The organism is Rhizobium sp. Root708 (genome assembly GCF_001429725.1).
Taxonomy (GTDB): domain Bacteria; phylum Pseudomonadota; class Alphaproteobacteria; order Rhizobiales; family Rhizobiaceae; genus Rhizobium.
The window spans coordinates 294438-317578 of the sequence record NZ_LMHV01000042.1 but is presented as its reverse complement, the minus strand read 5'-3'; the positions used below and the strand labels follow the sequence as shown (position 1 = coordinate 317578).

Genomic DNA, 23141 nt, shown 5'->3' with positions numbered 1-23141 from the left:
GAAGGCTCCCCGGAGCCTTTTTCGTGTGACTGGAGATCAATTTGAACAGTTCGTGGCTCACGCGCAGGGCGGTGTTGGCGGGGAGCGCCGCTCTTTTCGCCGGCACCGCAATGGCACAATCGGCGCGGCCAAAGGTGGCGACGCTGGATTGGGCGTTGCTGGAGACGCTGCTGGCCATCGGCGCCAACGTCGTCGCCGCAACGGAACTGCGCCAATTCCAGCAGGTCGCCGTGGCACCGGCCGTGCCGTCCAGCGTTGCGGATCTCGGCCTGCGCGGAACGCCGAACCTCGAAGCCCTGCGCCTTGCCCGCCCGGATCTGATCTTCAACTCGAATTTCTACGCGTGGGCGGACCCGCTGATGAGCCGCATCGCACCGGTCATCGATCACGCGATCTACATGCCGGGAGAAAGCCCTTACGTTTTGGCCGAACGCGCAACCCTCGCAATCGGCGATCGTCTCCAGCTTCCCGCAGCCCGGCGGTTCGTCGAAGACCTCACGGCAAAGCTCGACCGTCAAAAGTCCGACTTCTCCCGCATGGCAGAAGGCCGGCCGGTATTGCCGATCAATCTCGGCGACGCACGCCATTACCGCGTGTTCGGATCGGACAGCATCTTTGGAGAGGTGTTGGCACGACTTGGCCTGGCCAACGCCTGGGCGGGTGCCACCAGCTACTCGGCAACAGCCCCCGTCGGCATCGAGACCCTGGTGACGATGCCCGACGCCTGGATCGTCTTTATCCCACCCCATCCCCAGGACGCCTTTGACGCTCTCCTCGCCAGCCCGTTCTGGAAGGCGCTGCCCCAGGTCCGCGAAGGGCGTTTCATGACAATCGGCTCGATCAATCCGTATGGGGCGTTGCCCGCCGCAAGCCGGTTCGCCGATCGCCTCGCAGAAGGATTTGCGCGTGTCCGAAACGGCTGACATCGACACGCCCGTCCTGCCGCCGCGTCATCCGGCAATACCGGCGATCGCGCTCGGCGTCGCCTGTATCGCGGCCTTTGCAGCGCTTCTGGCGCTGCGCCCGCACATTCCCGGCGACGCGATCCAAGCCACGGAATTGAACAGCCTCCTTCTTTGGCAAAGCCTCCTGCCGCGAGCGGTCGTGGCGCTTCTGGCGGGGGCGGCGCTCGGCCTTGCGGGGGCCCTGCTGCAACGCGTCCTCAGAAACCCGATCGCCGATGCCTCGACGCTTGGGATAGCCTCCGGTGCCAAGCTGGCATTGACGCTCGGCCTGAGCTTCTCGCCGCTTCTGACCGGCATATCGCGGGAAACCATGGCTTTCGCAGGTGGGTTGTCGGCCGTCATGCTCGTGCTCGCTCTCAGTTGGCGGCGCGGTCTCGATCCCGTGACCGTGGCGATTTCGGGCATGGTCGTCAGCATGATCGCCGCATCCGCCAGCGTCACCCTCGTCCTTGCGCGCGGCGAATATGCGCTGTCGATCGACATCTGGGGCGCCGGCGCCCTGAACCAGCAGAATTGGGGCGTGGTGACCTCGCTGGCGCCGCAGATAGCCATCGGCACGATGGCTGCGTTTCTGCTCCTGCGGCCGCTCGATCTTCTCGCCTTGGATGACGCAGGCGCCAAAAGTCTTGGCCTTGCCCTGCATTCGGTCCGTTTCACGATCCTTGTGCTCGCTGTCTGGCTCTCGACATCAGTCACCGCCTCGGTCGGCATCATCGGCTTCCTCGGGCTCGCAGCGCCGTCGATCGCCAGACTTTGCGGCGCCCGCAGCAGCCGCCAGGTCATCACCACGGCTCCACTTGCCGGAGCCGCTGTGCTTTTCCTCACGGATTGCCTCACCCAGCTGCTTGGACCGGGCTTTTCCGACCTCGCACCGACGGGCGCCGCGACCGCTCTGATCGGCGGCCCTTTGCTGTTGTGGCTGTTGCCGCGCGTTCACGGCCGCGCCTCGCCCGCAACGGCAACTACTCACGCGGCCCGAAAAAGGTTGAAGAGGTTCCGCGCCTTCGCAGCCCTTGTTGCGATATTGCTGGTCCTGCTGCTGCTCGCAATCAGCGTCGGTCCTTCCGACGGAGGCTGGATCATTGCGACCGGCTCGCTCCTCTCCGACCTGCTGCCGTTCCGGCTGCCGCGGATCGCAGTCGCCGTCGGCGCCGGGGCGATGCTCGGCGCAACAGGCTTCATCATGCAGCGGATGACGGCCAATCCCCTCGCCAGCCCCGAAGTCCTCGGCGTCTCCTCCGGCGCCGGCGCCGGCCTTGCGGCCACCCTTCTATTGTTCGGCTTCCCATCGCCGCTGGTAACACTCGCGGGCATGGCCATAGGCGCCCTCGCCTCCTTCATGGTGACGATTGGAGTGACCCGCAAATCCGGCATTTCAGACGAGGCTTTTCTTCTCGCCGGTGTCGCGGTGAGCGCGCTGTGCATGGCCGTTATCGGCATGCTGCTCGCCCAGGGAGACATGCGAAGCTACGCCATGCTCACCTGGCTGTCGGGCTCCACCAATCGCGCCGGCGCATTCGATGCCTGGACCGCACTGGCCGCCGCCGTGTTGCTTATCGCACCGCTGCCGATGGTGAAGCGTTGGTTCGCGATCCTGCCGCTCGGCTCCGGCGTTGCGAGAAGCATCGGCATGAGGGTGTCAATGGTCCGGGTCTGCTTGGCGGCATTGGCCGCGCTGATGACCGCCATCTCATCCTATCTGGTCGGGCCTCTCAGCCTGACGGGTTTGATCGCGCCACACCTTGCTAGGCTTTTGGGCTTCCGCGGCGGTCGCGACCATCTGTTTGCGGCGGTACTGATCGGGGCTGGCCTGATGGTTGCAGCGGACTGGCTGTCGCGGACGGTGATCTATCCGTATCAAGTGCCGGTCGGGCTTTTCGCTGCGCTCATTGGTGGTCCTTACCTCCTGTGGCTGCTCGGCAAACGCGAGGCGGATCGGTAACTGTGCCAAAAGTCCACATCCCCTGAGAACCAAGGGAAGGCAGTAGTTATCCACAGCCAAAATATTAGCATTGCCTTAAATGAAAACACAAGGTAGCGTCCTTGAAGACCTGCTATTGGGGAAGCAGAACCCCGTCGCTGTTTATCCTTGACCTCCTGTGGAAACAGCATTGTATCCACCGATTTCAGGTTGCGTAACGCGTATTTGAGCCCGGGCGTACCGCCCGGGCTCTTTCTTGCCCGAACTTGCTTGGGTACCGTCCGCGACACACCGTATCTGCGCTACCACTAAAATATGAGCCTAACTCACATTGACGCAATCCAGCTTCGGTTGGATAGTACATGTACAGCGTGCTATGGGAGTTTGCGGCTGTGAAGGACTTTGTAAAAATTGGCAGGGCTACCCTGCTGCTTAAACAGCCGCATTTGCGTTCGCAATGGCGTAACAGTCTCGTGGGACCCCTAACTGTCGATCTGCTGCGTGCTTTCGGCGAGGCGACGGATTATCGCGATCACCTGCAACGCAAATCGGAAGCACCGGAGATGATCCGCTGCTACGACCAGATCTGCTGGGAGATAGAGCTGGAGCTGCTCATGACGTTGCGGCGCCTGAGGCGCCGCCAGACCGTTCACTGAGCTCGAGGGTGAACCCCGGTTCCGCTATGCAGCGGCGCCGGTATTCTTGACACCATCGCGCTTGAAGCCGAGGTTGGTCATCACGGCCGAAACAAGCGGTGCGCGGTTCATCGTGTAAAGATGGAACTCCGCGAGGCCACGACGGGCGAGATCTTCGATCTGCTCGGCGGCGACTTCGGCCGCAACCTTTGCCCGTTCCTCGGGCTTGTCGTCGTAACCGGCAAAACGCTCATCCAGGAACGCCGGGATGCTGGTGCCGCAGGCGCCAGCGAAACGCTTGAGCTGCGTCAGGTTCAGGATCGGCATGATACCTGGCACGACCGGAATATTGATTCCGGCAGCGCGCACCTTTTCCAGGTAGCGCTCGAAGCTGTCGTTGTCGAAGAAGAACTGCGTCAGTGCCCGGTCGGCACCATTGTCCGCCTTCTGCTTCAGCATATCGATGTCGGCGGCAATGTCGCGGCTTTCCGGATGCTTCTCGGGATAGGCAGACACGGAAATCTCGAAATCGCCAAGCTCGCGCAGGCCCGCAACCAGCGCCGCCGCGTTCGCATAGCCGCCGGGATGCGGCTGATAGGGAGCACCCACGCCACCTGGCGCGTCTCCGCGCAGCGCCACGAAATGCTTGACGCCGGCCTTTCGGAAAGTCTCGATGACGCCGTGCGTCTCCTCCTTCGTCGCGCCGACGCAGGTCAGATGCGACGCCGTGGCAAGCGGCGTATCCGCGAGGAACCGCGAGACCGTGGCAAGCGTCGGCGCCTTGGTGGTGCCGCCCGCGCCATAGGTCACGGACACGAAATCCGGGTTCCAGTCCTGCAGCTCGCTGACCGTGTTCCACAGCTGGCCTTCCATCTCTTCCGACTTCGGCGGAAAGAACTCGAAGGAAATGCCGATCTTGCGGCGCGCGTCGCTGTTCAAAGCCATGTCATTCTCTCCCGGCAAATGTGGGTTCGGCGCCTTCGCTCCCGGCTGAAGCCATGAGACGCCGTGGGTCGCGCGCAAGCCAGACAGTGACCGTGAGGCCCTGCCCGCTTTGATGACCCGGATGAAGATCGACGACCTGCTCGACGTCCAGCCCGGTCTTTCGCAGCCAGTCGGACATCGACTGATGCGAGAAGCCAAGGCGAACATGCGCATGCTCGTCGCGTAGATATTCCAGCCCGTGCGGAGCCAGATCGATAATGACAAGCCGTCCGCCCGGCCGCAGCATGCGTGCCGCCTCGCCGATCGCGATCTCGGGCTGGTCGAAGAAGTGCAACACCTGGTGGATGGTGACGACGTCGAAATCCTGCGCCTCGAACGGCAGATTGAGGATATCGGCGTGGCGCACGGATGCCTTGGTAATCCCCGACTTGTCGAGATTGGAGCGCGCCACGCTCAGCATGTCGCGGCTCGCATCGACGCCGATGGCCCGGCGATAAAGGCCGGACAGAAGCTCAAGGATACGCCCCGTCCCGGTTCCGAGGTCGAGAAGCGAGTCGATCGGCTGGCTGCCAAGCAGCCGGATGACGGCAGCGTCGACTTCGTCGTCAGCGGCATGCAGGCGACGAAGCTCGTCCCATTCGGCCGCATTGCGGCTGAAGTAGGCCTGCGCACGCTCGGCACGCTGATGCTTGACGGCGGCCAGACGCTCATTGTCCCTGAGAACAACGGGATCGTTCTCGGATGCATGTGCAAGTAGGTTCCGAACGAAGATGGCTGCCTTGCCGTCCTGCCGAAGCCTGAAATAGGCCCATGCGCCTTCCTGATAGCGATCGATTAGATCCGCCTCGCCGAGCAGCTTCAGATGCCGCGAAATGCGCGGTTGGGACTGGCCAAGAATTTCGGTAAGATCGGAGACCGTCAGATCGCCCGCCGCCAGGAGCGCCAGTAGACGCAGACGCGTAGGCTCACCGGCCGCCCTGAGGACGTCCACCAACGCATCCAATCCAAGTCTGACGGGCTCACGCATATCCGATCCAATCAACATATAAAGATATCTTTATGTGAATTGAATGTGGCTGGCAAGCCGGAATTCGACCATTCACGAAATTACCTGCGCAATTAGCGACATAGCATCCCACAAAAAAACCCCGGCGAACCGGGGCTTTCTGGTGTTACCGTTAAAACGCAGGAACTAGCGCGTCAGGCGCTTGTAGGCCTGGCTGCCTGGGTTCAGCGCATCGGGGCCGAGGCGACGAACCTTGTCTTCTTCATAGTCTTCGAAGTTGCCTTCGAACCACTCGACATGACCATCGCCTTCGAAGGCCAGGATGTGTGTCGCCAGGCGGTCGAGGAACATGCGATCGTGGCTGATGATGATGGCGCAGCCGGCAAACGCTTCGAGCGCGCTTTCAAGCGCACCGAGCGTTTCCGTATCGAGGTCGTTGGTCGGTTCGTCGAGGAGGAGAACGTTGCCGCCGGCCTTCAGCATCTTGGCGAGGTGAACGCGGTTGCGCTGACCACCCGAGAGGTTGCCGACCTTCTGCTGCTGGTCGCCACCCTTGAAGTTGAAGGCGCCACAATATGCGCGGGAGTTCATGTCGAACTTGCCGAGCTTGATGACTTCGGCGCCGCCCGAGATTTCTTCCCAGACGGTCTTGTCGGCCGCCAGCGCATCACGGCTCTGGTCAACATAGCCGAGATGCACGGTTTCGCCGATGCGGATCGAGCCGGCATCCGGCTTTTCCTGGCCGGTGATCATCTTGAACAGCGTCGACTTGCCGGCGCCGTTCGGGCCGATGATGCCGACGATACCACCAGGAGGCAGCTTGATCGTGAGATCGTTGATCAGCGTGCGGCCTTCGAAGCCCTTGTTGATGCCTTCGAGCTCGATGACCACCTGGCCGAGACGCTCGGAAACCGGGATGATGATCTGCGCGTCGCCGGGCCGGATGTTTTCGGCCGCATCAACCAGCTGTTCGTAGGCCTTGATACGGGCCTTCGACTTGGCCTGGCGAGCCTTGGGGCTGGATGCGATCCATTCCTGTTCACGCGACAGCGCCTTCTGGCGGCCGGCTTCTTCGCGGCTTTCCTGCTGCATGCGCTTGGCTTTCGCCTGCAGATAGGCGGAATAGTTGCCTTCGTATGGAATGCCGCGGCCGCGGTCGAGCTCGAGAATCCAGCCGGTAACGTTGTCGAGGAAGTAGCGATCGTGGGTAATCATCATCACGGCGCCCGGATAATCGCGCAGGTGCTTTTCCAGCCAGGCAATGGTTTCGGCGTCGAGGTGGTTGGTCGGTTCGTCGAGCAGCAGCAGATCCGGCTGCGACAAGAGCAGGCGGCAGAGCGCGATACGGCGGCGTTCACCACCCGAAAGCAACGTGACGTCGGCATCCTTCGGCGGGCAGCGCAGCGCTTCCATCGCCATCTCGACCTGCTGTTCGAGGTCCCAGAGGTTCTGGCTGTCGATGATGTCCTGGAGCTTCGCGCCTTCATCAGCGGTCTCGTCGGAATAGTTCATCATCAGTTCGTTGTAGCGGTCGAGCACGGCCTGTTTGTCGGCAACGCCGACCATGACGTTCTCGAAAGCCGTCTTCGCCGGATCGAGGTGCGGCTCCTGCTCGAGATAGCCAACAGTCGCGCCTTCGGCGAGCCAGGCTTCACCGGTGAATTCCTTATCCTGGCCGGCGATGATGCGCAGCACGGTCGACTTACCGGCGCCGTTCGGGCCAAGGATACCGATCTTGGCGTCGGGGTAGAACGACAGGTTGACGTTCTCAAGGATTTTCTTGGCGCCGTAGGACTTGTTAAGTCCCGACATGTGGTAGATGAACTGACGTGCCATTGATGAGTTGCTCCGGCGGGGAATTTTGAAGTTGCCGCTATGTAGGCGAATTGGGACCAAGGAGCAACGCGCAGCCGCCAAAAACCGGAGGCTTTTGCAGCCATACGGTCAAATTTGAGCGATGGAGCCGTACTTACTGGAGCTTCGCGTGATCAATACGGAAGAGCTGAAAGTCGCTCGGCTTCGGATTGGGCACCTTCTCCAGCCCCGGCCAACCGTCGCCGCCAGCCAAAGCCGCATAGAGCGGAGCCTGCTTCGGATCGACCGGCAGCGGAAACCGGCAGACGGCGACGTAGTCGAAGGGCGCCAGTGCCGCGCGGCGGATCGAAGGATCCAACGAGGTAAAGGCGTCAAACATGCGTCGCATCCCCGGCGATGCACGGTGAAACGGGACAGAGCCGACTGAAAACCCTTCGGGCCGCGCCAAGAGTACGGGCAGTGCCATGCGCTGCGGGATGGCGATGCGCCCGGCTGGAACCGCGCCGAGAGCACCGAAGTCCTGGCCGCTGCAGTCACTGGCGGTCATGTAGTCGACAGCATCGAACGAGTGCGCCGGCGAGGGCAGGATAAAGCGAAGGCCTTCAAGCGCAACGGCGGACACGACGGCGCACCCGGCAGCAATCCCAAGGCCTCTCCTCGACCGCGAGGAACCAATATAATAGGCGATCGCCGGCGGCAAAAACGGCGGCATGAGGGCGATCGGGAAGCGGATATTGCGCGTTACGGCGAAGGTCAGAAGCAACGCGGTCAGCGCCATGGCGAACGCGATAGCGACACCGATTTTTCCCAACCTGATTTGAGCAAGTACAAACGGAACTGCCAGGAAGGCGCTGGCAACGCAAAGCGCCAGCAACGCCACGACAAAATACTGACCGTTCTCATACAGGTAGAGGAAACTCTTCTCCTGCCAGATGCGCGAGAACCAGAGAGCCCGCGACACCGGATCGATCATGTCGTAGGGGCCGTTAAGGCAGCGCGGAAACAGCCAGGCAGCCAGACCAAGGACGACCAATCCCGGCAAACCCAACCACAAAAGCCGCCCGATCGCGGATGCGCACTCAGGCAGCGCCCACGCCGCGCAAGCAAGCGATCCCGATATTCCGATGATGAGAAACAGGTAAGGCGCCGAGAAGGCATCGCATTGCGTCGACAGGGCGCCTACCGGACCAATGAAGGCCAGCGCGGCGAAGACCGCAACGACACTCATGCCGGCGCCAGCAGCGACCACCATGATGCGCGAACCCCGAACACCCGCAACATGGCTGAGGACCAGCAAGCCATAGGCGACGACAACCAATGGCAGGCACTCCAGTCCGATAACGATGGAGAGAGCGCCCGCGGCACCGACCAACGCTCCCCCCACGCGATCCCAGCGAACAAATCCGGCCATCATCAGCATCATCGAGACAAGCTGCGCATTGTGATGATCGATCCGGCCTGGCACGAACTCGAAAACCGCGACCGCCATCAGGACCGTCATCAACATCAATGTCAGCACCCACGATGTCGGCGACAGCGGGATACTACCGATCAACCGCCGCACGATGAAAGCGACCGTCAGGCAGAACAGCGCCAGCATCACGGGAGGCCAGATATGAAAGGCGAGCCCGAGGGCGTGATCGAGAGACATGAACGGCCGAAGCACGGTCGCAATCGCGACGTAGGGCATGTCGATCAATCTCGACCACGGCGAAACGTAAGCTTCCGGCATCGAGATAGAAGGCAGCGTGAGATCGAACCATCGCCCCGCCGGCGACATCAGATATCGGATCTGCAATTCACGCATCTGGTCATCGACATCGCCGACGAACAGCACGCCGTCTGCAAGGTCGAACAACACGACGGCGAGTGCGGTAGCGTAGATCGCTAAAAACGTGCCGAAGAACGGTCTGCGACCGGCGGCGTCATTGAGATCGGGCCGCGATAAAGCTGCATCCATGTCCACGTCCGTCGGGCGAGTGATCGGAAGAGCTTGCTTGGATCCGATTAATATTCCGCTACATCAGGACATCGCGCCCCGACTCCCGCGATCTAAAACCCGGCAGCGTCGACGATACCCTCGTTGCAGCCGAACGAGGTCCGGCCCGCGCCCTGGATCAGATCGCTCAGGCTCTCCTTGTCGCCCGCCGTCGCCTCCTGGGATAACCCGATCGTCAACTCGCTGATGACCCGATTCTGGCCGGAGCGGTGACAGCTCATCTTCACCCGGTCACCCGCGCCCTGCCCGAAACTCTTGTCGAACGCCGCCTTGATTTGCTCCGCAGTCACCAACTTGCCGATGTTGGCAGCGAAGAGATCGCGAACGGCGGATGCGTTCAGCTCGTCGACCAACTGGACCGCAGCCGAAAAATAGGCATCGGCGCTGAGACCGGTGCAGGTCCCGTGCTTCAGCCACTCGTGCCGATCGAGCCCGGACTGCGTGCCCGGCATCGCCTTGTCCAGCGCGGTCTTCGACGCCGCCGAGAGCGAAACCTCGGGCAATTCGTTCCAGTCGCCATCCTTGTCGGCGGCGCGCAGGCTTTCCTTGACGCCACAGTAGTTCTGGCGCATCGGCCATAGCCCGTGCAGCGAGAAATTGGTGGCGTCGAACCGCTCCGCCGTCTGGCTGCGGCATTCCGCCTTGCGCTGGTTGGTCTCGCAGAACGAAGGCTGCCAGCTGGCAGCCAGGATGAAACGGGTCTTTCCTCCCATCTGCTGCGCCATCGCCCCGCTTGCGACGGCAGCCGATATAGTCAGCACGAAGAGATGCTTCACCAACCCACGCATGCAACCTCCCAAGGAACAACCCATGAACATGGAAGCATGCGACTTCATGCTTCGCAAGGGCAATTGCGCCCTGTCGCAAAATTCCAACGGGAGGCCGATCCCAGCCGTTGCATTTGCCGGCTGTTCTGTTCTTCTCCGCGACGGAGGGACTCAATGTTCGATACCACGGAAAGGCTCGCCTCGGCGGGCGCGTCGCTTGCATTTCATCATCAGGAAGCAGTCGGCAAGCCGCGCGGCATTCTTCTGGTCTGCCACGGCCTGGCTGAGCATTCAAAGCGTTATCGCGGCTTTGCGCATGCCATGGCGGCCTGCGGCTACCACGTCTACGCGCACGATCATCGCGGTCACGGCGAGACAACCGCCGCCGATGCACCCCTCGGCCGCTTTGCCCGCCGCAACGGCGTCGACCGCGTCATCGACGACGTGGTCGCGATGCGCGACTTCGCAATCAGCCGTCACGGTACCCTCCCCGTTGTCCTTTTCGGTCATTCGATGGGCGGGCTGATCGCGCTCAACGCAACCATCTCCCACGTCAGCAAGTTCGACGCGGTGGCCGTCTGGAACTCGAATTTCCATCCCGGCATCGCCGGTCGGGCCGCGCAAGCGATCCTGCTGGCCGAGCGAGCACTGAAAGGCTCGGATGTGCCGAGCGGCCTGTTGCCGAGACTGACCTTCGGCACCTGGGCCCAGTCGGTTACGCCCCGACGAACGGATTTCGATTGGCTCTCGCGAGATCCGGATGAGGTGGACAAATACATCGCCGATCCTCTGTGCGGCTTCGACGCCTCCGTTTCCATGTGGCTCGACGTCTTCCAGTTGACGTTTCGCGCGCCCCGACGCGAATGGCTGTCCAGGCTGCCGCCCGATATCCCACTCCACCTTGTTGGAGGAAATCATGACCCGGCGACGGAAAACGGCAACGCCGTCCTGTGGCTGTCAAACCATTTGAAAGCCTCGGGCTTCTCCCGTATCACCACGCAAATATATCAGGGTATGCGCCACGAGACGTTGAACGAGATCGGCGCCGATGAAGCGATCGCAGCGTTTGCCGATTGGTGCGACGATGCCGTGGCTCGGTCCTGAACAAAAGGACTGAAAGATGAGCAACCGCCGACCATCGCCGCCCGTATCTGCTTCGTCCGAAATCATGATGGGCCTCGTGCTGATGTCCCTTTCGGTGCTGGTCTCGCCGATTATCGACATCTTCTCGAAGCTCGCGATCGCCACCGTGCCATCAGCCGAGATTACAGCTGCCCGCTTCGCGGTTCAGGCACTCTGCATGTTGCCGATCGTGCTATGGCGGCGAAACCTGATGGACACGACCTGGAAGCAGAGCTTTTTCCACGCGATCCGCGGCGCCATCATCACCGTCTCGATGATCTCCTTCGTCACGACACTGAAATACATGCCGGTTGCCGACGCGATCGCGATCTTTTTCGTGGAGCCGATCATCCTGACGATCCTCAGCAGCCTGTTCCTCAAGGAGACGATCGGCTGGCGGCGCTACACGGCCTGCGCCGTCGGCTTTGCCGGCGCGATCCTGATCATCCAGCCGAGCTTCCAGGAAGTCGGCTACGTCGCGCTGCTTCCGGTCGTCAGCGCCGTCTGCATCGCAATCTCGGCAATGATGAACCGGGCGCTCGCGCAGCGCGAAGATCCTTGGGTGATGCAGTTTCACATGGGCCTTTGGGGGCTTCTGATCTGCGCGATCATTCTTGTGCTCGGTCATGGCAGCGGCTCGGATGTGTTCGATCCTGTTAGGCCTGACACGCGCGCGTCTCTTTATCTGCTCGGAGTGGGCGTTACCGCGGCAATCGCCGGCATCCTTGGCGTCTATGCCTATCGGTCGGCACCCGCATCGACGCTGGCACCGTTGCAGTATTTCGAGATCGTCTCGGCGACCCTGTTTGCGTGGCTGGTATTCGGCGACTTCCCGGATGCGATCAAGTGGCTCGGCATCTTCATCATCATGGGATCCGGCTTCTACATCATCTGGCGAGAACGCCGCTTTGCATCCAAGCCCGTATCCGATACATCTCAATCCACGCGGGCACCCTGACCTGATCTTGGGAGGAACATGACGGAGACCCTGCTTGAGGCGCCGCCGCTAAGCGGCATCCGTGTGATCGAACTTGCCCGCGTGCTTGCCGGCCCATGGGCCGGACAGATGCTCGCCGATCTCGGCGCCGACGTCATCAAGATCGAGAATCCGGAAGGCGGAGACGATACGCGCCATTGGGGCCCACCCTTTGTCGAGGGCGCTGACGGCGAAAACCTGTCGGCCGCCTACTACCATTCCACCAATCGCGGAAAACGCTCCATCATCGCCGACTTCAGGACACCTGAGGGGCAGGAACTCGTGCGGCGCCTCGTCGCGACCGCCGATGTCGTCATTGAGAATTTCAAGCTCGGCGGGCTGGCCAAGTACGGCCTCAACTACGAGAGCCTGCGGGCGATCAATCCGAAGCTTGTCTATTGCTCGATCACCGGCTTCGGCCAGACGGGTCCCTACGCCAACCTCGCCGGCTACGACTATATCGTACAGGGCATGTCCGGTTTCATGTCGATCACCGGAGAAACCGACGGCCAGCCGATGAAAGCCGGCGTTGCGATCGCCGACATCTTCACCGGCATCTACGCCGTTGCCGCGATTGAGGCGGCCCTGATCCACGCCCTCAAGAGCGGCCATGGCCAGCATATCGACATGGCACTCCTCGACGTGCAGGCAGCCGTGCTCGCCAACCAGAACATGAACTACCTGATCTCAGGACAGGCCCCGACCCGGCTCGGCAACGCCCATCCGAACATCTCTCCATACGAGGTTGTCCCGACCGCCGACGGCTACCTTATCCTTGCCGTCGGCAACGACGGTCAGTTCAAGCGTCTATGCACGATCCTCGGACTGCCGGACATGGCTGACGATGCGCGGTTCTCGACCAACAGGGCGCGTGTCGCAAATCGCAACGAGGTTCGTAGTCGCGTTTCGGCCGAGACCCTGAAGCTACTGAAGGCTGACCTGCTTGCGGCATGCGAGGCCAACGCGGTGCCCGCCGGTGCGATCAACAGTATCGAGGAAATGTTTGCCGATCCGCAGGTCAAGGCACGCGACCTGCGCGTCGATCTCGCCGACGGCGCGGGAACGATGATACCGGGCGTCAGGACGCCGGTCGTGCTGTCGCGAACGCCGCTGCGCTATGAACGGCCAAGCCCGCGTCTCGGCGAACACCAGGAGGAAGTTCTGGCGGAACTCGCCGAACTGGAGAGGAAAAGACCGACATGAAAAGAACCGGCGGAGAGCTGATCGTCGAGGCGCTGAAAGCGAATGGTGTGAAACGCCTCTCCTGCGTCCCCGGCGAGAGCTTTCTCGCGGTTCTGGACGCGCTCTACGACAGCGACATCGAGATCGTCGTCTGCCGCCAGGAAGGTGGCGCCGCGATGATGGCCGACGCCTGGGGCCGCCTGACGGGCGAACCAGGGATCTGCATGGTGACCCGTGGACCGGGCGCGGCGAATGCAACGGCGGGATTGCATATAGCGCGGCAGGACTCCATTCCGATGATCCTCTTCATCGGCCAGGTCCAACGCGACGCACGCGAACGCGAGGCGTTCCAGGAGGTGGAGTTCCGCCGTGCTCTGACCGAGTTCGCAAAGTGGGTCGGCGAGATCGACGATGCCTCCCGTATTCCGGAATTCGTAACGCGCGCCTTTGCCATCGCGACGTCGGGCCGCCCCGGCCCTGTCGTCTTGTCACTACCCGAGGACATGCTGCGCGACGCGGTGGAGGCGCCGCGGGCGAAACGCTACGCACGCGTTGAAGCCCATCCCGGCACGCGTCAGATCGACGACCTCTACCTCCGGCTCCTGCGCGCCGAGCGGCCGATGGTCATTCTCGGTGGAACGCGTTGGGATGCTGACGCCGTCGCCGAGATCCAGGCCTTCGCCGAGCGCTTCAAGCTCCCCGTCGGGTGTTCGTTCCGCCGCCAGATGCTGTTCGACCATCTGCATCCGAGCTACAGCGGCGACGTCGGGATCGGCATCAACCCGGATCTCGCCAAGGAAATCCATGAAAGCGATCTGCTGATCCTGATCGGCGGGCGTCTTTCCGAGATGCCGTCCTCGGGCTACACCCTGCTCGACATCCCCTACCCGCAGCAATCCCTCGTCCATGTCCATCCGGATCCGTCCGAACTCGGCCGCGTCTATCGTCCCGATCTTGCAATTTGCGCAAGCCCGGAAGACTTCGTTGCCGCCCTTGCCGATCTGGAAGCACCGCCGCTCGCTGGCTGGAGCGAGCGCACCGAGCGGATGCACGACGCCTATCTCGCATGGTCGACACCGCCGATGCAGGGGCCAGGCGCGGTGCAGATGGGGCCGATCATGGCCTGGATCGAGGAAAATACGCGGCCCGACACGATCTTCACGAATGGCGCCGGCAACTATGCGACCTGGCTTCATCGCTTTCATCGCTTTCGGCGCTTCGAGACGCAAGCCGCCCCGACCTCGGGCTCGATGGGGTATGGCCTGCCCGCGGCCGTCGCAGCCAAGAAGCTGTTTCCGGGGCGTGAGGTCATCTGCTTTGCGGGAGACGGCTGCTTCCTGATGCACGGACAGGAGTTTGCGACCGCCGTCCGCTATGGACTACCCCTGATTGCACTGGTCATCAACAATGGCATTTACGGCACGATCCGCATGCATCAGGAACGCGAATATCCCGGCCGTGTCAGCGGCACCGATCTCACCAACCCGGACTTCGCTGCGCTGGCGCGCGCCTATGGCGGCCATGGCGAGACGGTTGAGCGAACCGAGGAATTTGCTGCCGCGTTCGAGCGTGCGCGTGTCAGCGGAAAGCCTTCGATCATCGAGATCAAACTGGACCCGGAAGCGATCACGCCGACCCGCACCCTGTCGGAAATCGCGCAAACAAAAAGCCGGTGAGACCGTGAGCTATCCCCGGCGCTGGAGATATCCAGCATCCGGGTAGTTCACATGACCACCGGCTTCAGAATTCGACCTGTAGCCGATATCAGTCGATCGCAGCCGTAACGGTGAACTCGACCTTGTACTTCGGCGCGGCAAGCTTGGCTTCGCTGGTTGCGCGTGCCGGGGTGTTTGCCGGATCGACCCAAGCTTCCCAGGCAGCGTTCATTTCCGCGAAGTAGGACATGTCGGAGAGGTAGATCAGCGTCTGCAGGATCTTCGACTTGTTCGAACCGGCAGCTGCGAGCAGACGATCAACTTCGGCCAGAGCGAACTTGCACTGTTCGGTAACGGTTTCGCCTTCGCCAACCTGACCTGCGAGATAGACCGTGTGGCCGTGAACGACTGCACCGCTCATGCGGGCGCCGGCGTCGATGCGCTTGATGCTCATGATGTTCTCCTTGTTTTGTAAATGAAAGGCGCCGCTCGGTAAGCGACGCCGCGGTATTGTCTTGGAAGCCGGATCAGGTGCGAATGTGATGCGTCTTCTGATAGATCGCAGTCGAGCGGGCGCCCGAACGGCAATAGCCGAGCATTGGACGCGGAAACTCGTCGAGCGCGTCCACCATGCCGGCGACGGCTTCCTCGGTCACACCCATCGGGCCAACCGGAACGTGGCTGATTTCGAGACCGAGTTCTTTCGCGCGCGCTTCAATCACGGCGAACGGCGTCTGGTCCATGCTTTCCTGGTCCGGACGATGGCAGACGATGGACTTGAAGCCCAAAGCCTTGATCTGGTCGAGCTCGTCGACCGTGATCTGGCCCGATACCGAATATTCGTCATCGATTTGGCGAATGTCCATCGCTAATCCTCCTGAAATTACGGGCTGAATGACTACGCCGCCGATAGTCCAGCGTCAACCGCAGATCACTCACACGAAGGCGAAGCTCAAGCCGTATTCCCGGCTTTCGCCCGGCGCCAGCATCACGAACTCTCCGGCAGCCTCAAGCTCTCCGCGAGACACCCACCGATGCGATACCGGCTCGATGCCGAGGACATCCGCGGGCGCCTTCTGGTTTCGCCAGACTTGCAGATGCGGAAGCGTCTCCGCCAGCACCCTGACGCGCAGCGTCTTGCCGCCGACGGCCGCCATCGGGCCAAGCCGAACTTCCGCGAATTGTCCCTGCGTCGCCGGCGCCTCGACGCAGAAGATGTCGCCGAGTTCTTCGCCGAATCGCCAATTGAAGCCGCCGTTCTCGAGCATCGCTCCCTCGAGGCGAGTCCCCTCGTCGAACCATTTTCCGCCGATGTTCATGTGGTACATGAGAAAGGCAGGCGTGGTGCGGTCGCTGGTATTGGTGACCTTGTCTCTGAGATGGGTTTCGCCGGTGTTTCCATCGATGAACCAATGCCGTTCGATGCGCGCGGTCAGCCCTTCGACTGTCGTTACCTCGATCTCTGCTCGGCACTCGGCATTACCATCCTCGAACGTCGTCGAGACTGTCTTTGCCGGATGCCCCGCAGCCGATCCGTGCAGCGGAAACACCCCGCCTTCGACGCCAGGAATAGGCTCGCGATGGCGGATATGGTCGGGGCCGCAGGTGAACAGAAAGCCCTGAACGGAGTGCAATATGCGCGCATCGCCATCGTCAGGCACCGCCGCCTTGGGCGCGATATCGACGCCTTCCACGATACAGCCGCCGATATCCATCAGCGATGTTTCATCGAGCATCAGGCGTGGCCCTTTGGCCGCAGCAAATTCCATGGCGACGTTTCTCCCCTTCACGTTGCGGTAGGGTTAGGGCGCGCGCCGCTCCCCGTCAATCAGAAGCGTTCTTGAAGAAGCAACAAGCCCCACGGAACTGTCTAGCGGTTTCAAATGTTTATGAGTAAAGGGAAAATCACGAGTTTTTTATCTTTTGTTCAGCACGATTTCATAAATTCCACACTAGCGTCAAAATTCGCGGGTGTGTGTCGGCCAGTCACTGAAGGATACGAAGACGTGAATCGCTTTCTGAAATTGGCATCGATTGGAGCCCTTGTTGCGCTGGCCGTCTCGGCTGCAGCGCCCGGCGCCGATGCGCAGCAATACCGTCGCCAGGGCAGTGTCGTGTTCGTGACTCCGAATGGCGAGATTCTCGACTACGTGCCTTCAGGCACCGGCTATGCGCGCGACCGCCGCGGAAACCGCGTGCTCGTCGATCCCTACGGCAACATCATCGCCACCGAGGCGCGCGCCACCGGCTACTATCCGCGCCCGCCCGCCCGCGAGGTCTACAACAATGACCCATACGGCGACGACACCTATGGCGATACCCGATATTCCGAACGTGGCGCCGTTACCGGCTCGATACCGCGCGACGCCGCGATCGATCGGCAACCGCTCGACGAGCAGCCTTATCCGCAAGCCAATGACGACTATGCGTCGATCGATCAGGATCAGCAGCGGCCGGAAGTAATCCAACCGAAGCAGCCTGAGCCGGTAATCTCGCTCAAGAACAAGTCGAAGACCGAGATCGTCGCCTTGCAGGTGTTCCTCGACCGCGCGGGCGTCTCGCCGGGCGCGATCGACGGCCACATGGGCGCCAATGTCACGAAGGCGATCTACGCCTACCAACAGATGACCGGCGAGACGCTCGATCCGAACAATACGGATGCGATTCTCGAACAGCTTCGGATGTCGGGCGGCATGCCGCTGGTCAGCTATACCATCACCCCCGCCGATGCTGCCGGTCCCTATGTCGCGGAAATTCCCGAGGACTACGCCCACAAGGCGCTGTTGACCTCGCTCGCCTTCACCTCGACCACCGAGGCCCTGGCCGAACGCTTCCATATGGATGAGGGCTTCCTCAAGGAAATCAACCCCGGTGCCGACTTCACCGTCCCCGGCACCATCGTCAAGGTCGTCAATCCCGGTGAGATCAAGGGTGGCGCCGTCGCCCGCATCATTGCCGACAAGGGCAAGAAGCAGGTCTTCGCCTATGACACATCGGGCAACCTGATTTCCGCCTATCCGGCCTCGATCGGCTCGACGGACACGCCCTCGCCGTCAGGCACGGTCACGGTCGAGCGCGTCGCCTTCAATCCGGGCTACACCTACAATCCGAAGATCAACTTCCAGCAGGGCGCGAACGACAAGATCCTGAACATCCCGCCGGGCCCGAACGGTCCTGTTGGCACTGTCTGGATGGCCCTCTCCAAGCCCACTTACGGCATCCACGGCACGCCGGAACCGTCGAAGATCGGCCGGACGCAAAGCCATGGCTGCATTCGTCTGACCAACTGGGACGCCACCGAACTGGCGAAGATGGTGAAACCCGGCGTCACGGTCGAATTCGTCGACTGATAAGCCTAGCGGCCGGATAGCCGGCCGCTTCCGCCCACCTTTCGCTATATATCGGTACGTCCGGAACCAAACCGCCCCTTCCCTCGTTAGAGCGAAATTGAGGTGGATTGGGTCGGGAGAGTGAGTAATGGCGCGTCAGACATACTGGAAGGGCTATCTCAAGCTCTCGCTGGTCACGGCAGCCGTGTCCCTGACCCCCGCCACGACGGATAGCAACCAGCTACGCTTCCACGTCCTCAACAGAAAGACCAAGAACCGCGTCGAAAGCCGCTATGTCGATAACGTGACGCATAAGCCGGTCTCCGATAAGGATCAGGTCAAGGGATACCCGCGCAGCGAAGACGACTACGTCATCCTTGAAGACGAGGAGTTGGACGGTGTCGCGCTCGAAAGCACGCGCACCATCGATATCGATACCTTCGTGCCGCGCGGCTCCATCGACTGGATTTGGTACGACAAGCCGCATTTTCTGGCACCTGAAGATAAGGTCGGCGTTGAAGCCTTCTGCGTCATCCGCGAAGCCATGCGCGCGAGCAATGTCGTCGGCATCGCGCGCCTCGTCCTTTACCGGCGCGAGCGTGCCGTTCTGCTCGAACCGCAGGGCAAGGGCATCGTGCTCTGGACGCTGCATTTCGGCGACGAGGTGCGTGCCCCTGCCGCCACGCTGGAGATCGACGGAAAGATGGATGCCACCGTGCTGTCGCTCATGACCAAGCTCGTCAAGGACCGAACGGAAGAGTGGAAGACGACGATGGTCCAGGACCCGGTCCAGAAGCGCCTGAAGGCCATGATCCGCGCGAAGCAGAAAAGCATGGCGAAGGCAGCGCCCATCTCCACCAAGCGTCCGGCCGCCAAACCGACCGGCAACGTGGTCAACATCATGGACGCCCTGAAGAAAAGCCTTTCCAAGGAAAACCAGCGTCCGAAACCACACTAGGAGAGCGCGATCTACTTCAGCTTCTCCAACGGCGATGCCGCATCGAAGAACTTCGCCCACGGATCGGCCCGCAGGGTCTGTAACCGGATGGGCGCATTGGCAATCGTGAAATAGGCCGGCCCGATATCGTCGGTCAGTTCTTCCCAACCGAGCGGCATCGAAACGGGCGCGCCTTTTCGGGCGCGCGGCGAATAGGCCGCGACCGCGGTATTGCCCCGTCCGTTGCGCAGATAGTCGATGAAGATCTTTCCGTTGCGTTTGGCCTTGGTCGCAGTCGCGAGGTACTTGTCGGGACTGTCCTTGGACATGGAATCCGCCAGCGCCTTCGCGAACGCCTTGACCTGCACCCAATTGGCCTTCGGGGTCAGAGGCGATACCACATGCAGCCCCTTGCCGCCCGAGGTCTTGACGAAGGCAGCGAGGCCACTGGCTTCCAGGCGCTGCTTCAGCTCCTGCGCGGCCGCAATCACCTCACCCCAGGAAACATCGTCAGCAGGATCGAGATCCATCGTGATGATGTCGGGCTTCTCCCAGTTGGCGGTCGTCGAGCCCCAGGGGTGGATCTCCAGCACGGCCGATTGGACGAGAGCGACAAGCCCATCGAAATCGGCAATCCGAAGCAGCTTTTCGCCGCCGCGATCCTTCGGATCGACGATCTGCTCGATATGAGCGTTCATGCCCTTCCAAGCGTGCTTCTGGAAGAATCGCTGCCCGCCGATCCCATCGGGACACCGCAACAATGCCAGAGGCCTCTGAACGACGAACGGCCGGATGAACTCCCAAACCTGCGCATAGTAATCCGCCAGTCCCTGCTTGGTGACACCCTCGTCGGGCCAGTAGATCCGATCCGGATGCGTGAGCGACACGTCCGATTGAGGCGTTTCGATCGTTGGCTTTGTGTCTGCTTCCAATGTGACCTCTCCCGCCGCCTTGTCGTCGCGCAATCCGCGAAAAGCCGCGTGGCGCAGCTTACGGTCCGATGACCATGCCTGAAACTCGATTTCTGCCACCAGCTTCGGCTTGACGTAAACAAGACCACGCCGCTCGTCCGCGCTCAGCGCATTATCGAACGGGCTCTTCTTCTGTTCGATTTTCGACAGCTCTTCATGGAGAGACTGCGCAAGCGTTACGGTGTAGCCCGTTCCGACCCGGCCGGCATGCATCAGCTTGCCGCCTTCGTAATAACCCATGGCCAGAGAGCCGATCGCATTTCGGGTTGCGGTCGACGGCACATAGCCGCCGATCACCAATTCCTGCCGCTTCGAACACTTGGACTTCACCCAATCGCCGGAGCGGCCTGACGTGTAGGCGCTGTCCTCTTGCTTGGAGATGATACCCTCCAGGGCGAGGCTGCGGGCGTGGTCGAGCACGACGCTGCCCTTCTCCGAGAAGTGGATGCTGAACCGCAAGAGCTCGTCGTCCTCGGCAATCAGCGTCTCAAGCAGACGTTTGCGGTTCAGCAGCTTGGCTTCGCGGAGGTCGTGGCCATCCAGAAACAGGAGGTCGAAAGCATAGAACTTGAAGCGCTCGGAGCGGCCTTCGCTGAGATCGCTTTGCAAGGCGGAAAAGTCCGACGCCCCGTTCGCCTGCTCCACCACAAGCTCGCCGTCGAGTATCGCCGTTTTGAGCGGCAGATTCGCAAAGGCCTTGAGGATCGCCCCGCCGAACTTCTCTGTCCAGTCGAGCCCGTTGCGTGTCAGCATAACGACGTGGCCGTTCTCTATCCTGATCTGTAGTCGGTACCCGTCGAACTTGATCTCGTGGATCCACCCCTCGCCGCCAGGCGGCGACGCCTTGAGCTTCGCCAGTTCCGGTTCGACGAAATCCGGCATTTCGGCCTTCTGCGCCCCATCCGGCCATACGCGCTTTACCGATGACGTCCGCTTGGCGGCCGGTTTGGCAACAGTATCCGCCTTGCCTTTTGCTCGCGAATCCCATGTCGCGTCGGGATTCTTGGCAACCTGCTCGATCTTCCGACCTGTCTTGGCCGACTCTGGCCGCTGCTTCAGGATGTCTCCCTTGTGGCGGGCCTCGTCGTCCTCAGCCTTTATCAACAGCCAGTTCTCCTGGCTTTCGCCCGGTTTGCCGTGCATTCGCACGAGGTGCCAGCGCCCCTTCAGCTTTTCGCCGTCGAGATCGAATTCGATGTGGCCTTTCTTGTAAGCCTTGTGAAGGTCGCCCTGCGGCGCCCATGTGCCGCGATCCCAGACGATGACGGTGCCGCCGCCATACTGGCCCTTCGGGATGATCCCTTCGAAATCTCCGTATTCGAGCGGATGATCCTCGACATGGACGGCCAATCGCTTCTCGTCGGGGTTGAGGCTGGGGCCGCGCGTAACCGCCCAGCTTTTCAGAACGCCATCCATTTCCAGCCGGAAATCATAGTGGAGCCGCGTCGCATCGTGCTTCTGCACGACGAAGCTTAATGCGTTGTCCTTGGCCGCCGCCGATTTGCGCGTCCCGCGGGGCTCGGGACTGACCTTGAAGTTGCGCTTCGCCTGATAGGTCTGGAGCGGCATGATCAGCTGGCTTTCTTCGACCGGCTACCGCCACCGCCGCGCGACGACGCCTTTCCAGATGCCTTGCCCTCGCCAAGCTTGGCGCTCTGGCGCAGCGCCTCCATGAGATCGATGACCTTGCCTTGTGGCCGAGGTTTTTGTTTCGGCGGGGCCCGTCCTTCGATCTTGGCCTTGACCAGCTCGCCCAATGCTGCCTCGTAGCGATCCTCGTAACTCTCGGGTTTGAACTCACCCTTCTTCGTCCCGATGATGTGGCCGGCGAGTTCCAGCATTTCCTTGTCGAACTTCATCTCGGGAATGTCCTTGAAGACGGAGTCGGCGGTGCGGACTTCATAGTCGTAGCTCAGCGTGGTGGCGACAATGCAATCGTCCTGCGGGCGGATCAGTACGGTGCGGTTCTTCCGAAACAGGACCGCCTCGGCGATCGCGGCAACCTTCTGATCCCGCATCGTCCGCATCATCAGCGTCAGCGCCTCGCTGTCGTCGTCGCTGACAGGGGCGAGATAATACGCCCGATCGAAATAGAGCTTGTTAATCTCCTCGTAGGGCACGAAACTCTGAACGCTCAGGACCTTGTCGCTCTCGGGCGCGAGATCGGAAATCTCGCTGCCCTCGATCATGATGTAGTCGCCATTGTCGAGCTTGTAGCCTTTGACCTGGTCATCCTTCTCGAGGGGCTTGCCGGTTTCGCTGTCCACGAACTGGCGCTCGACGCGATGGCCGGTCTTTCGATTGACAATATTGAACGAGATGCGTTCCGACACCGATACGGCGGTGTAGAGACCGACCGCGCACACGAGGTCGCCGACCTTCAGATGGCCTTTCCAACTTGCACGCGCTGCCATGACGAAATCCCTCTCATTTTCCGCCTTGCTGCTTGCCCTTGCGCCGTTCATCGAGCGCGATGATCTTTTCGACGGAAGCGATGTCGTCGCTGGTGACGACGGGAACCGGATCCGCCGCGATCGCTTCGAGAACCTCTGGGGAAAGAGCGCCCTGCCGGATGACCCATTCCAGCGTCTCGCGCGTCTGTCGTTCGGCTTTCAGCTGGGCATAGAGCGCGATGATCAATCGATCACGTGCATCCGGTTGGCTGCCTCTCTGATCGAACCTTCGCACGTTTCTCATTGGAAAATACCCCACTGGTGCCGAAGCATATAAATCGCTGAGGAGCAAAAAAGTTCCATCGCCTCTCCGTGCCGGCGCGGATGTCCTCCGTCGCGTGAGGGCTGTGTCCGAGTTGTCGCAATTTTGCGACACCCACATCGATCGCGACCGAACAGCATCCACGGCAGCCGAGCAGCACCGGTTGCTAAAATGCCTGTCGTCCCGCACACTGCGGCCCAG

General features: G+C 61.5%; 20 protein-coding genes. 9 read left to right on the top strand and 11 right to left on the bottom strand.

Features of this window, described 5'->3' with window-relative positions; translation table 11 throughout:
• Positions 1-41: 41 nt before the first annotated feature.
• The 3 genes from ASE04_RS24190 to ASE04_RS24180 all read left to right on the top strand — a co-directional run bounded on the left by ASE04_RS24190 (position 42) and on the right by ASE04_RS24180 (position 3542).
• Complete coding sequence (locus ASE04_RS24190; RefSeq protein WP_056823866.1) at positions 42-923, top strand: ABC transporter substrate-binding protein; 882 nt, start codon at positions 42-44, stop codon at positions 921-923.
• Positions 850-2907, top strand: coding sequence for a Fe(3+)-hydroxamate ABC transporter permease FhuB (fhuB, locus tag ASE04_RS24185; RefSeq protein ID WP_082597460.1), 2058 nt, complete (start codon positions 850-852; stop codon positions 2905-2907). The genes ASE04_RS24190 and fhuB overlap by 74 nt, the downstream gene beginning before the upstream one ends.
• Before the next feature lie 341 nt (positions 2908-3248).
• A complete protein-coding gene (locus ASE04_RS24180; RefSeq protein WP_056823863.1) occupies positions 3249-3542 on the top strand; it encodes a hypothetical protein in 294 nt (97 codons plus the stop codon).
• A 24-nt stretch (positions 3543-3566) separates the two neighbouring features.
• Here the strand turns inward: ASE04_RS24180 and metF are convergent, their stop codons facing one another.
• The 5 genes from metF to ASE04_RS24155 all read right to left on the bottom strand — a co-directional run bounded on the left by metF (position 3567) and on the right by ASE04_RS24155 (position 10074).
• Positions 3567-4466 (bottom strand): methylenetetrahydrofolate reductase [NAD(P)H], encoded by a 900-nt coding sequence (gene metF, locus ASE04_RS24175; protein WP_056823860.1) that lies wholly within the window; start codon positions 4464-4466, stop codon positions 3567-3569.
• 1 nt (position 4467) lies between these two features.
• Positions 4468-5493: an ArsR/SmtB family transcription factor gene (locus ASE04_RS24170; RefSeq protein ID WP_056823857.1), complete on the bottom strand. Its 1026-nt coding sequence runs from the start codon at positions 5491-5493 to the stop codon at positions 4468-4470.
• Between the two features lie 165 nt (positions 5494-5658).
• Positions 5659-7308: an energy-dependent translational throttle protein EttA gene (ettA, locus tag ASE04_RS24165; RefSeq protein WP_056823855.1), complete on the bottom strand. Its 1650-nt coding sequence runs from the start codon at positions 7306-7308 to the stop codon at positions 5659-5661.
• Between the two features lie 133 nt (positions 7309-7441).
• Positions 7442-9247, bottom strand: a complete 1806-nt coding sequence (locus tag ASE04_RS24160) for a hypothetical protein (RefSeq protein ID WP_056823851.1) — start codon at positions 9245-9247, stop codon at positions 7442-7444.
• 92 nt (positions 9248-9339) lie between these two features.
• A complete protein-coding gene (locus ASE04_RS24155; protein ID WP_056823847.1) occupies positions 9340-10074 on the bottom strand; it encodes a ribonuclease T2 family protein in 735 nt (244 codons plus the stop codon).
• A 153-nt stretch (positions 10075-10227) separates the two neighbouring features.
• Here ASE04_RS24155 and ASE04_RS24150 point away from each other — a divergent pair, with 153 nt between their 5' ends.
• From ASE04_RS24150 to ASE04_RS24135, 4 genes are read left to right on the top strand one after another with little or no spacing between them, the layout of a single operon-like run.
• The gene (locus ASE04_RS24150) at positions 10228-11157 is read left to right on the top strand and encodes an alpha/beta fold hydrolase (protein WP_056823844.1); all 930 of its coding nucleotides are present in this window, start codon (positions 10228-10230) and stop codon (positions 11155-11157) included.
• Positions 11158-11173: 16 nt separating this feature from the next.
• Complete coding sequence (locus ASE04_RS24145; protein ID WP_056823840.1) at positions 11174-12133, top strand: DMT family transporter; 960 nt, start codon at positions 11174-11176, stop codon at positions 12131-12133.
• A gap of 18 nt (positions 12134-12151) precedes the next feature.
• Positions 12152-13354, top strand: a complete 1203-nt coding sequence (locus tag ASE04_RS24140; protein ID WP_056823835.1) for a CaiB/BaiF CoA transferase family protein — start codon at positions 12152-12154, stop codon at positions 13352-13354.
• Positions 13351-15009 carry a thiamine pyrophosphate-binding protein gene (locus ASE04_RS24135; protein WP_056823833.1) on the top strand — a complete coding sequence of 553 codons (1659 nt, stop codon included), beginning with the start codon at positions 13351-13353 and terminating at the stop codon, positions 15007-15009. Before ASE04_RS24140 ends, ASE04_RS24135 begins: the two co-directional genes overlap by 4 nt.
• An 88-nt stretch (positions 15010-15097) precedes the next feature.
• Here the strand turns inward: ASE04_RS24135 and ASE04_RS24130 are convergent, their stop codons facing one another.
• The 3 genes from ASE04_RS24130 to ASE04_RS24120 form a co-directional block, all read right to left on the bottom strand.
• A complete protein-coding gene (locus tag ASE04_RS24130; protein WP_056823830.1) occupies positions 15098-15442 on the bottom strand; it encodes a RidA family protein in 345 nt (114 codons plus the stop codon).
• A 73-nt stretch (positions 15443-15515) separates the two neighbouring features.
• Positions 15516-15854, bottom strand: a complete 339-nt coding sequence (locus ASE04_RS24125; RefSeq protein WP_056823828.1) for a TIGR01244 family sulfur transferase — start codon at positions 15852-15854, stop codon at positions 15516-15518.
• A 69-nt stretch (positions 15855-15923) separates the two neighbouring features.
• Positions 15924-16757, bottom strand: coding sequence for a DUF4432 family protein (locus ASE04_RS24120; protein ID WP_056823825.1), 834 nt, complete (start codon positions 16755-16757; stop codon positions 15924-15926).
• A 237-nt stretch (positions 16758-16994) separates the two neighbouring features.
• On the opposite strand from ASE04_RS24120, the gene ASE04_RS24115 reads away from it, so the two are divergent.
• Both ASE04_RS24115 and ku (ASE04_RS24110) read left to right on the top strand, forming a co-directional pair.
• Positions 16995-18338, top strand: a complete 1344-nt coding sequence (locus ASE04_RS24115; RefSeq protein WP_056823821.1) for a L,D-transpeptidase family protein — start codon at positions 16995-16997, stop codon at positions 18336-18338.
• Between the two features lie 127 nt (positions 18339-18465).
• Positions 18466-19275, top strand: a complete 810-nt coding sequence (gene ku / locus ASE04_RS24110; protein ID WP_056823819.1) for a non-homologous end joining protein Ku — start codon at positions 18466-18468, stop codon at positions 19273-19275.
• Positions 19276-19286: 11 nt separating this feature from the next.
• On the opposite strand, the gene ligD is transcribed toward ku (ASE04_RS24110), so the two are convergent.
• Genes ligD through ASE04_RS24095 form a run of 3 tightly spaced genes read right to left on the bottom strand, consistent with a single transcriptional unit; the run spans position 19287 to position 22922 of the window.
• On the bottom strand, positions 19287-21794 hold the full coding sequence (gene ligD / locus ASE04_RS24105; protein WP_056823817.1) for a DNA ligase D: 2508 nt from the start codon (positions 21792-21794) through the stop codon (positions 19287-19289).
• Between the two features lie 2 nt (positions 21795-21796).
• Positions 21797-22639: a non-homologous end joining protein Ku gene (gene ku, locus ASE04_RS24100; RefSeq protein ID WP_056823815.1), complete on the bottom strand. Its 843-nt coding sequence runs from the start codon at positions 22637-22639 to the stop codon at positions 21797-21799.
• 13 nt (positions 22640-22652) lie between these two features.
• Positions 22653-22922 (bottom strand): hypothetical protein, encoded by a 270-nt coding sequence (locus ASE04_RS24095; RefSeq protein ID WP_056823812.1) that lies wholly within the window; start codon positions 22920-22922, stop codon positions 22653-22655.
• Positions 22923-23141 lie beyond the last annotated feature (219 nt).

What these genes read in the sequence shown, in the direction of transcription:
- fhuB (WP_082597460.1), top strand. Translation starts at nt 850, where the DNA reads ATGGGGCGTTGCCCGCCGCAAGCCGGTTCGCCGATCGCCTCGCAGAAG.
- ASE04_RS24180 (WP_056823863.1), top strand. Translation starts at nt 3,249, where the DNA reads ATGTACAGCGTGCTATGGGAGTTTGCGGCTGTGAAGGACTTTGTAAAA.
- metF (WP_056823860.1), bottom strand. Translation starts at nt 4,466, where the DNA reads ATGGCTTTGAACAGCGACGCGCGCCGCAAGATCGGCATTTCCTTCGAG.
- ASE04_RS24170 (WP_056823857.1), bottom strand. Translation starts at nt 5,493, where the DNA reads ATGCGTGAGCCCGTCAGACTTGGATTGGATGCGTTGGTGGACGTCCTC.
- ettA (WP_056823855.1), bottom strand. Translation starts at nt 7,308, where the DNA reads ATGGCACGTCAGTTCATCTACCACATGTCGGGACTTAACAAGTCCTAC.
- ASE04_RS24160 (WP_056823851.1), bottom strand. Translation starts at nt 9,247, where the DNA reads ATGGATGCAGCTTTATCGCGGCCCGATCTCAATGACGCCGCCGGTCGC.
- ASE04_RS24155 (WP_056823847.1), bottom strand. Translation starts at nt 10,074, where the DNA reads ATGCGTGGGTTGGTGAAGCATCTCTTCGTGCTGACTATATCGGCTGCC.
- ASE04_RS24150 (WP_056823844.1), top strand. Translation starts at nt 10,228, where the DNA reads ATGTTCGATACCACGGAAAGGCTCGCCTCGGCGGGCGCGTCGCTTGCA.
- ASE04_RS24145 (WP_056823840.1), top strand. Translation starts at nt 11,174, where the DNA reads ATGAGCAACCGCCGACCATCGCCGCCCGTATCTGCTTCGTCCGAAATC.
- ASE04_RS24140 (WP_056823835.1), top strand. Translation starts at nt 12,152, where the DNA reads ATGACGGAGACCCTGCTTGAGGCGCCGCCGCTAAGCGGCATCCGTGTG.
- ASE04_RS24135 (WP_056823833.1), top strand. Translation starts at nt 13,351, where the DNA reads ATGAAAAGAACCGGCGGAGAGCTGATCGTCGAGGCGCTGAAAGCGAAT.
- ASE04_RS24130 (WP_056823830.1), bottom strand. Translation starts at nt 15,442, where the DNA reads ATGAGCATCAAGCGCATCGACGCCGGCGCCCGCATGAGCGGTGCAGTC.
- ASE04_RS24125 (WP_056823828.1), bottom strand. Translation starts at nt 15,854, where the DNA reads ATGGACATTCGCCAAATCGATGACGAATATTCGGTATCGGGCCAGATC.
- ASE04_RS24120 (WP_056823825.1), bottom strand. Translation starts at nt 16,757, where the DNA reads ATGGAATTTGCTGCGGCCAAAGGGCCACGCCTGATGCTCGATGAAACA.
- ku (WP_056823819.1), top strand. Translation starts at nt 18,466, where the DNA reads ATGGCGCGTCAGACATACTGGAAGGGCTATCTCAAGCTCTCGCTGGTC.
- ligD (WP_056823817.1), bottom strand. Translation starts at nt 21,794, where the DNA reads ATGCCGCTCCAGACCTATCAGGCGAAGCGCAACTTCAAGGTCAGTCCC.
- ku (WP_056823815.1), bottom strand. Translation starts at nt 22,639, where the DNA reads ATGGCAGCGCGTGCAAGTTGGAAAGGCCATCTGAAGGTCGGCGACCTC.
- ASE04_RS24095 (WP_056823812.1), bottom strand. Translation starts at nt 22,922, where the DNA reads ATGAGAAACGTGCGAAGGTTCGATCAGAGAGGCAGCCAACCGGATGCA.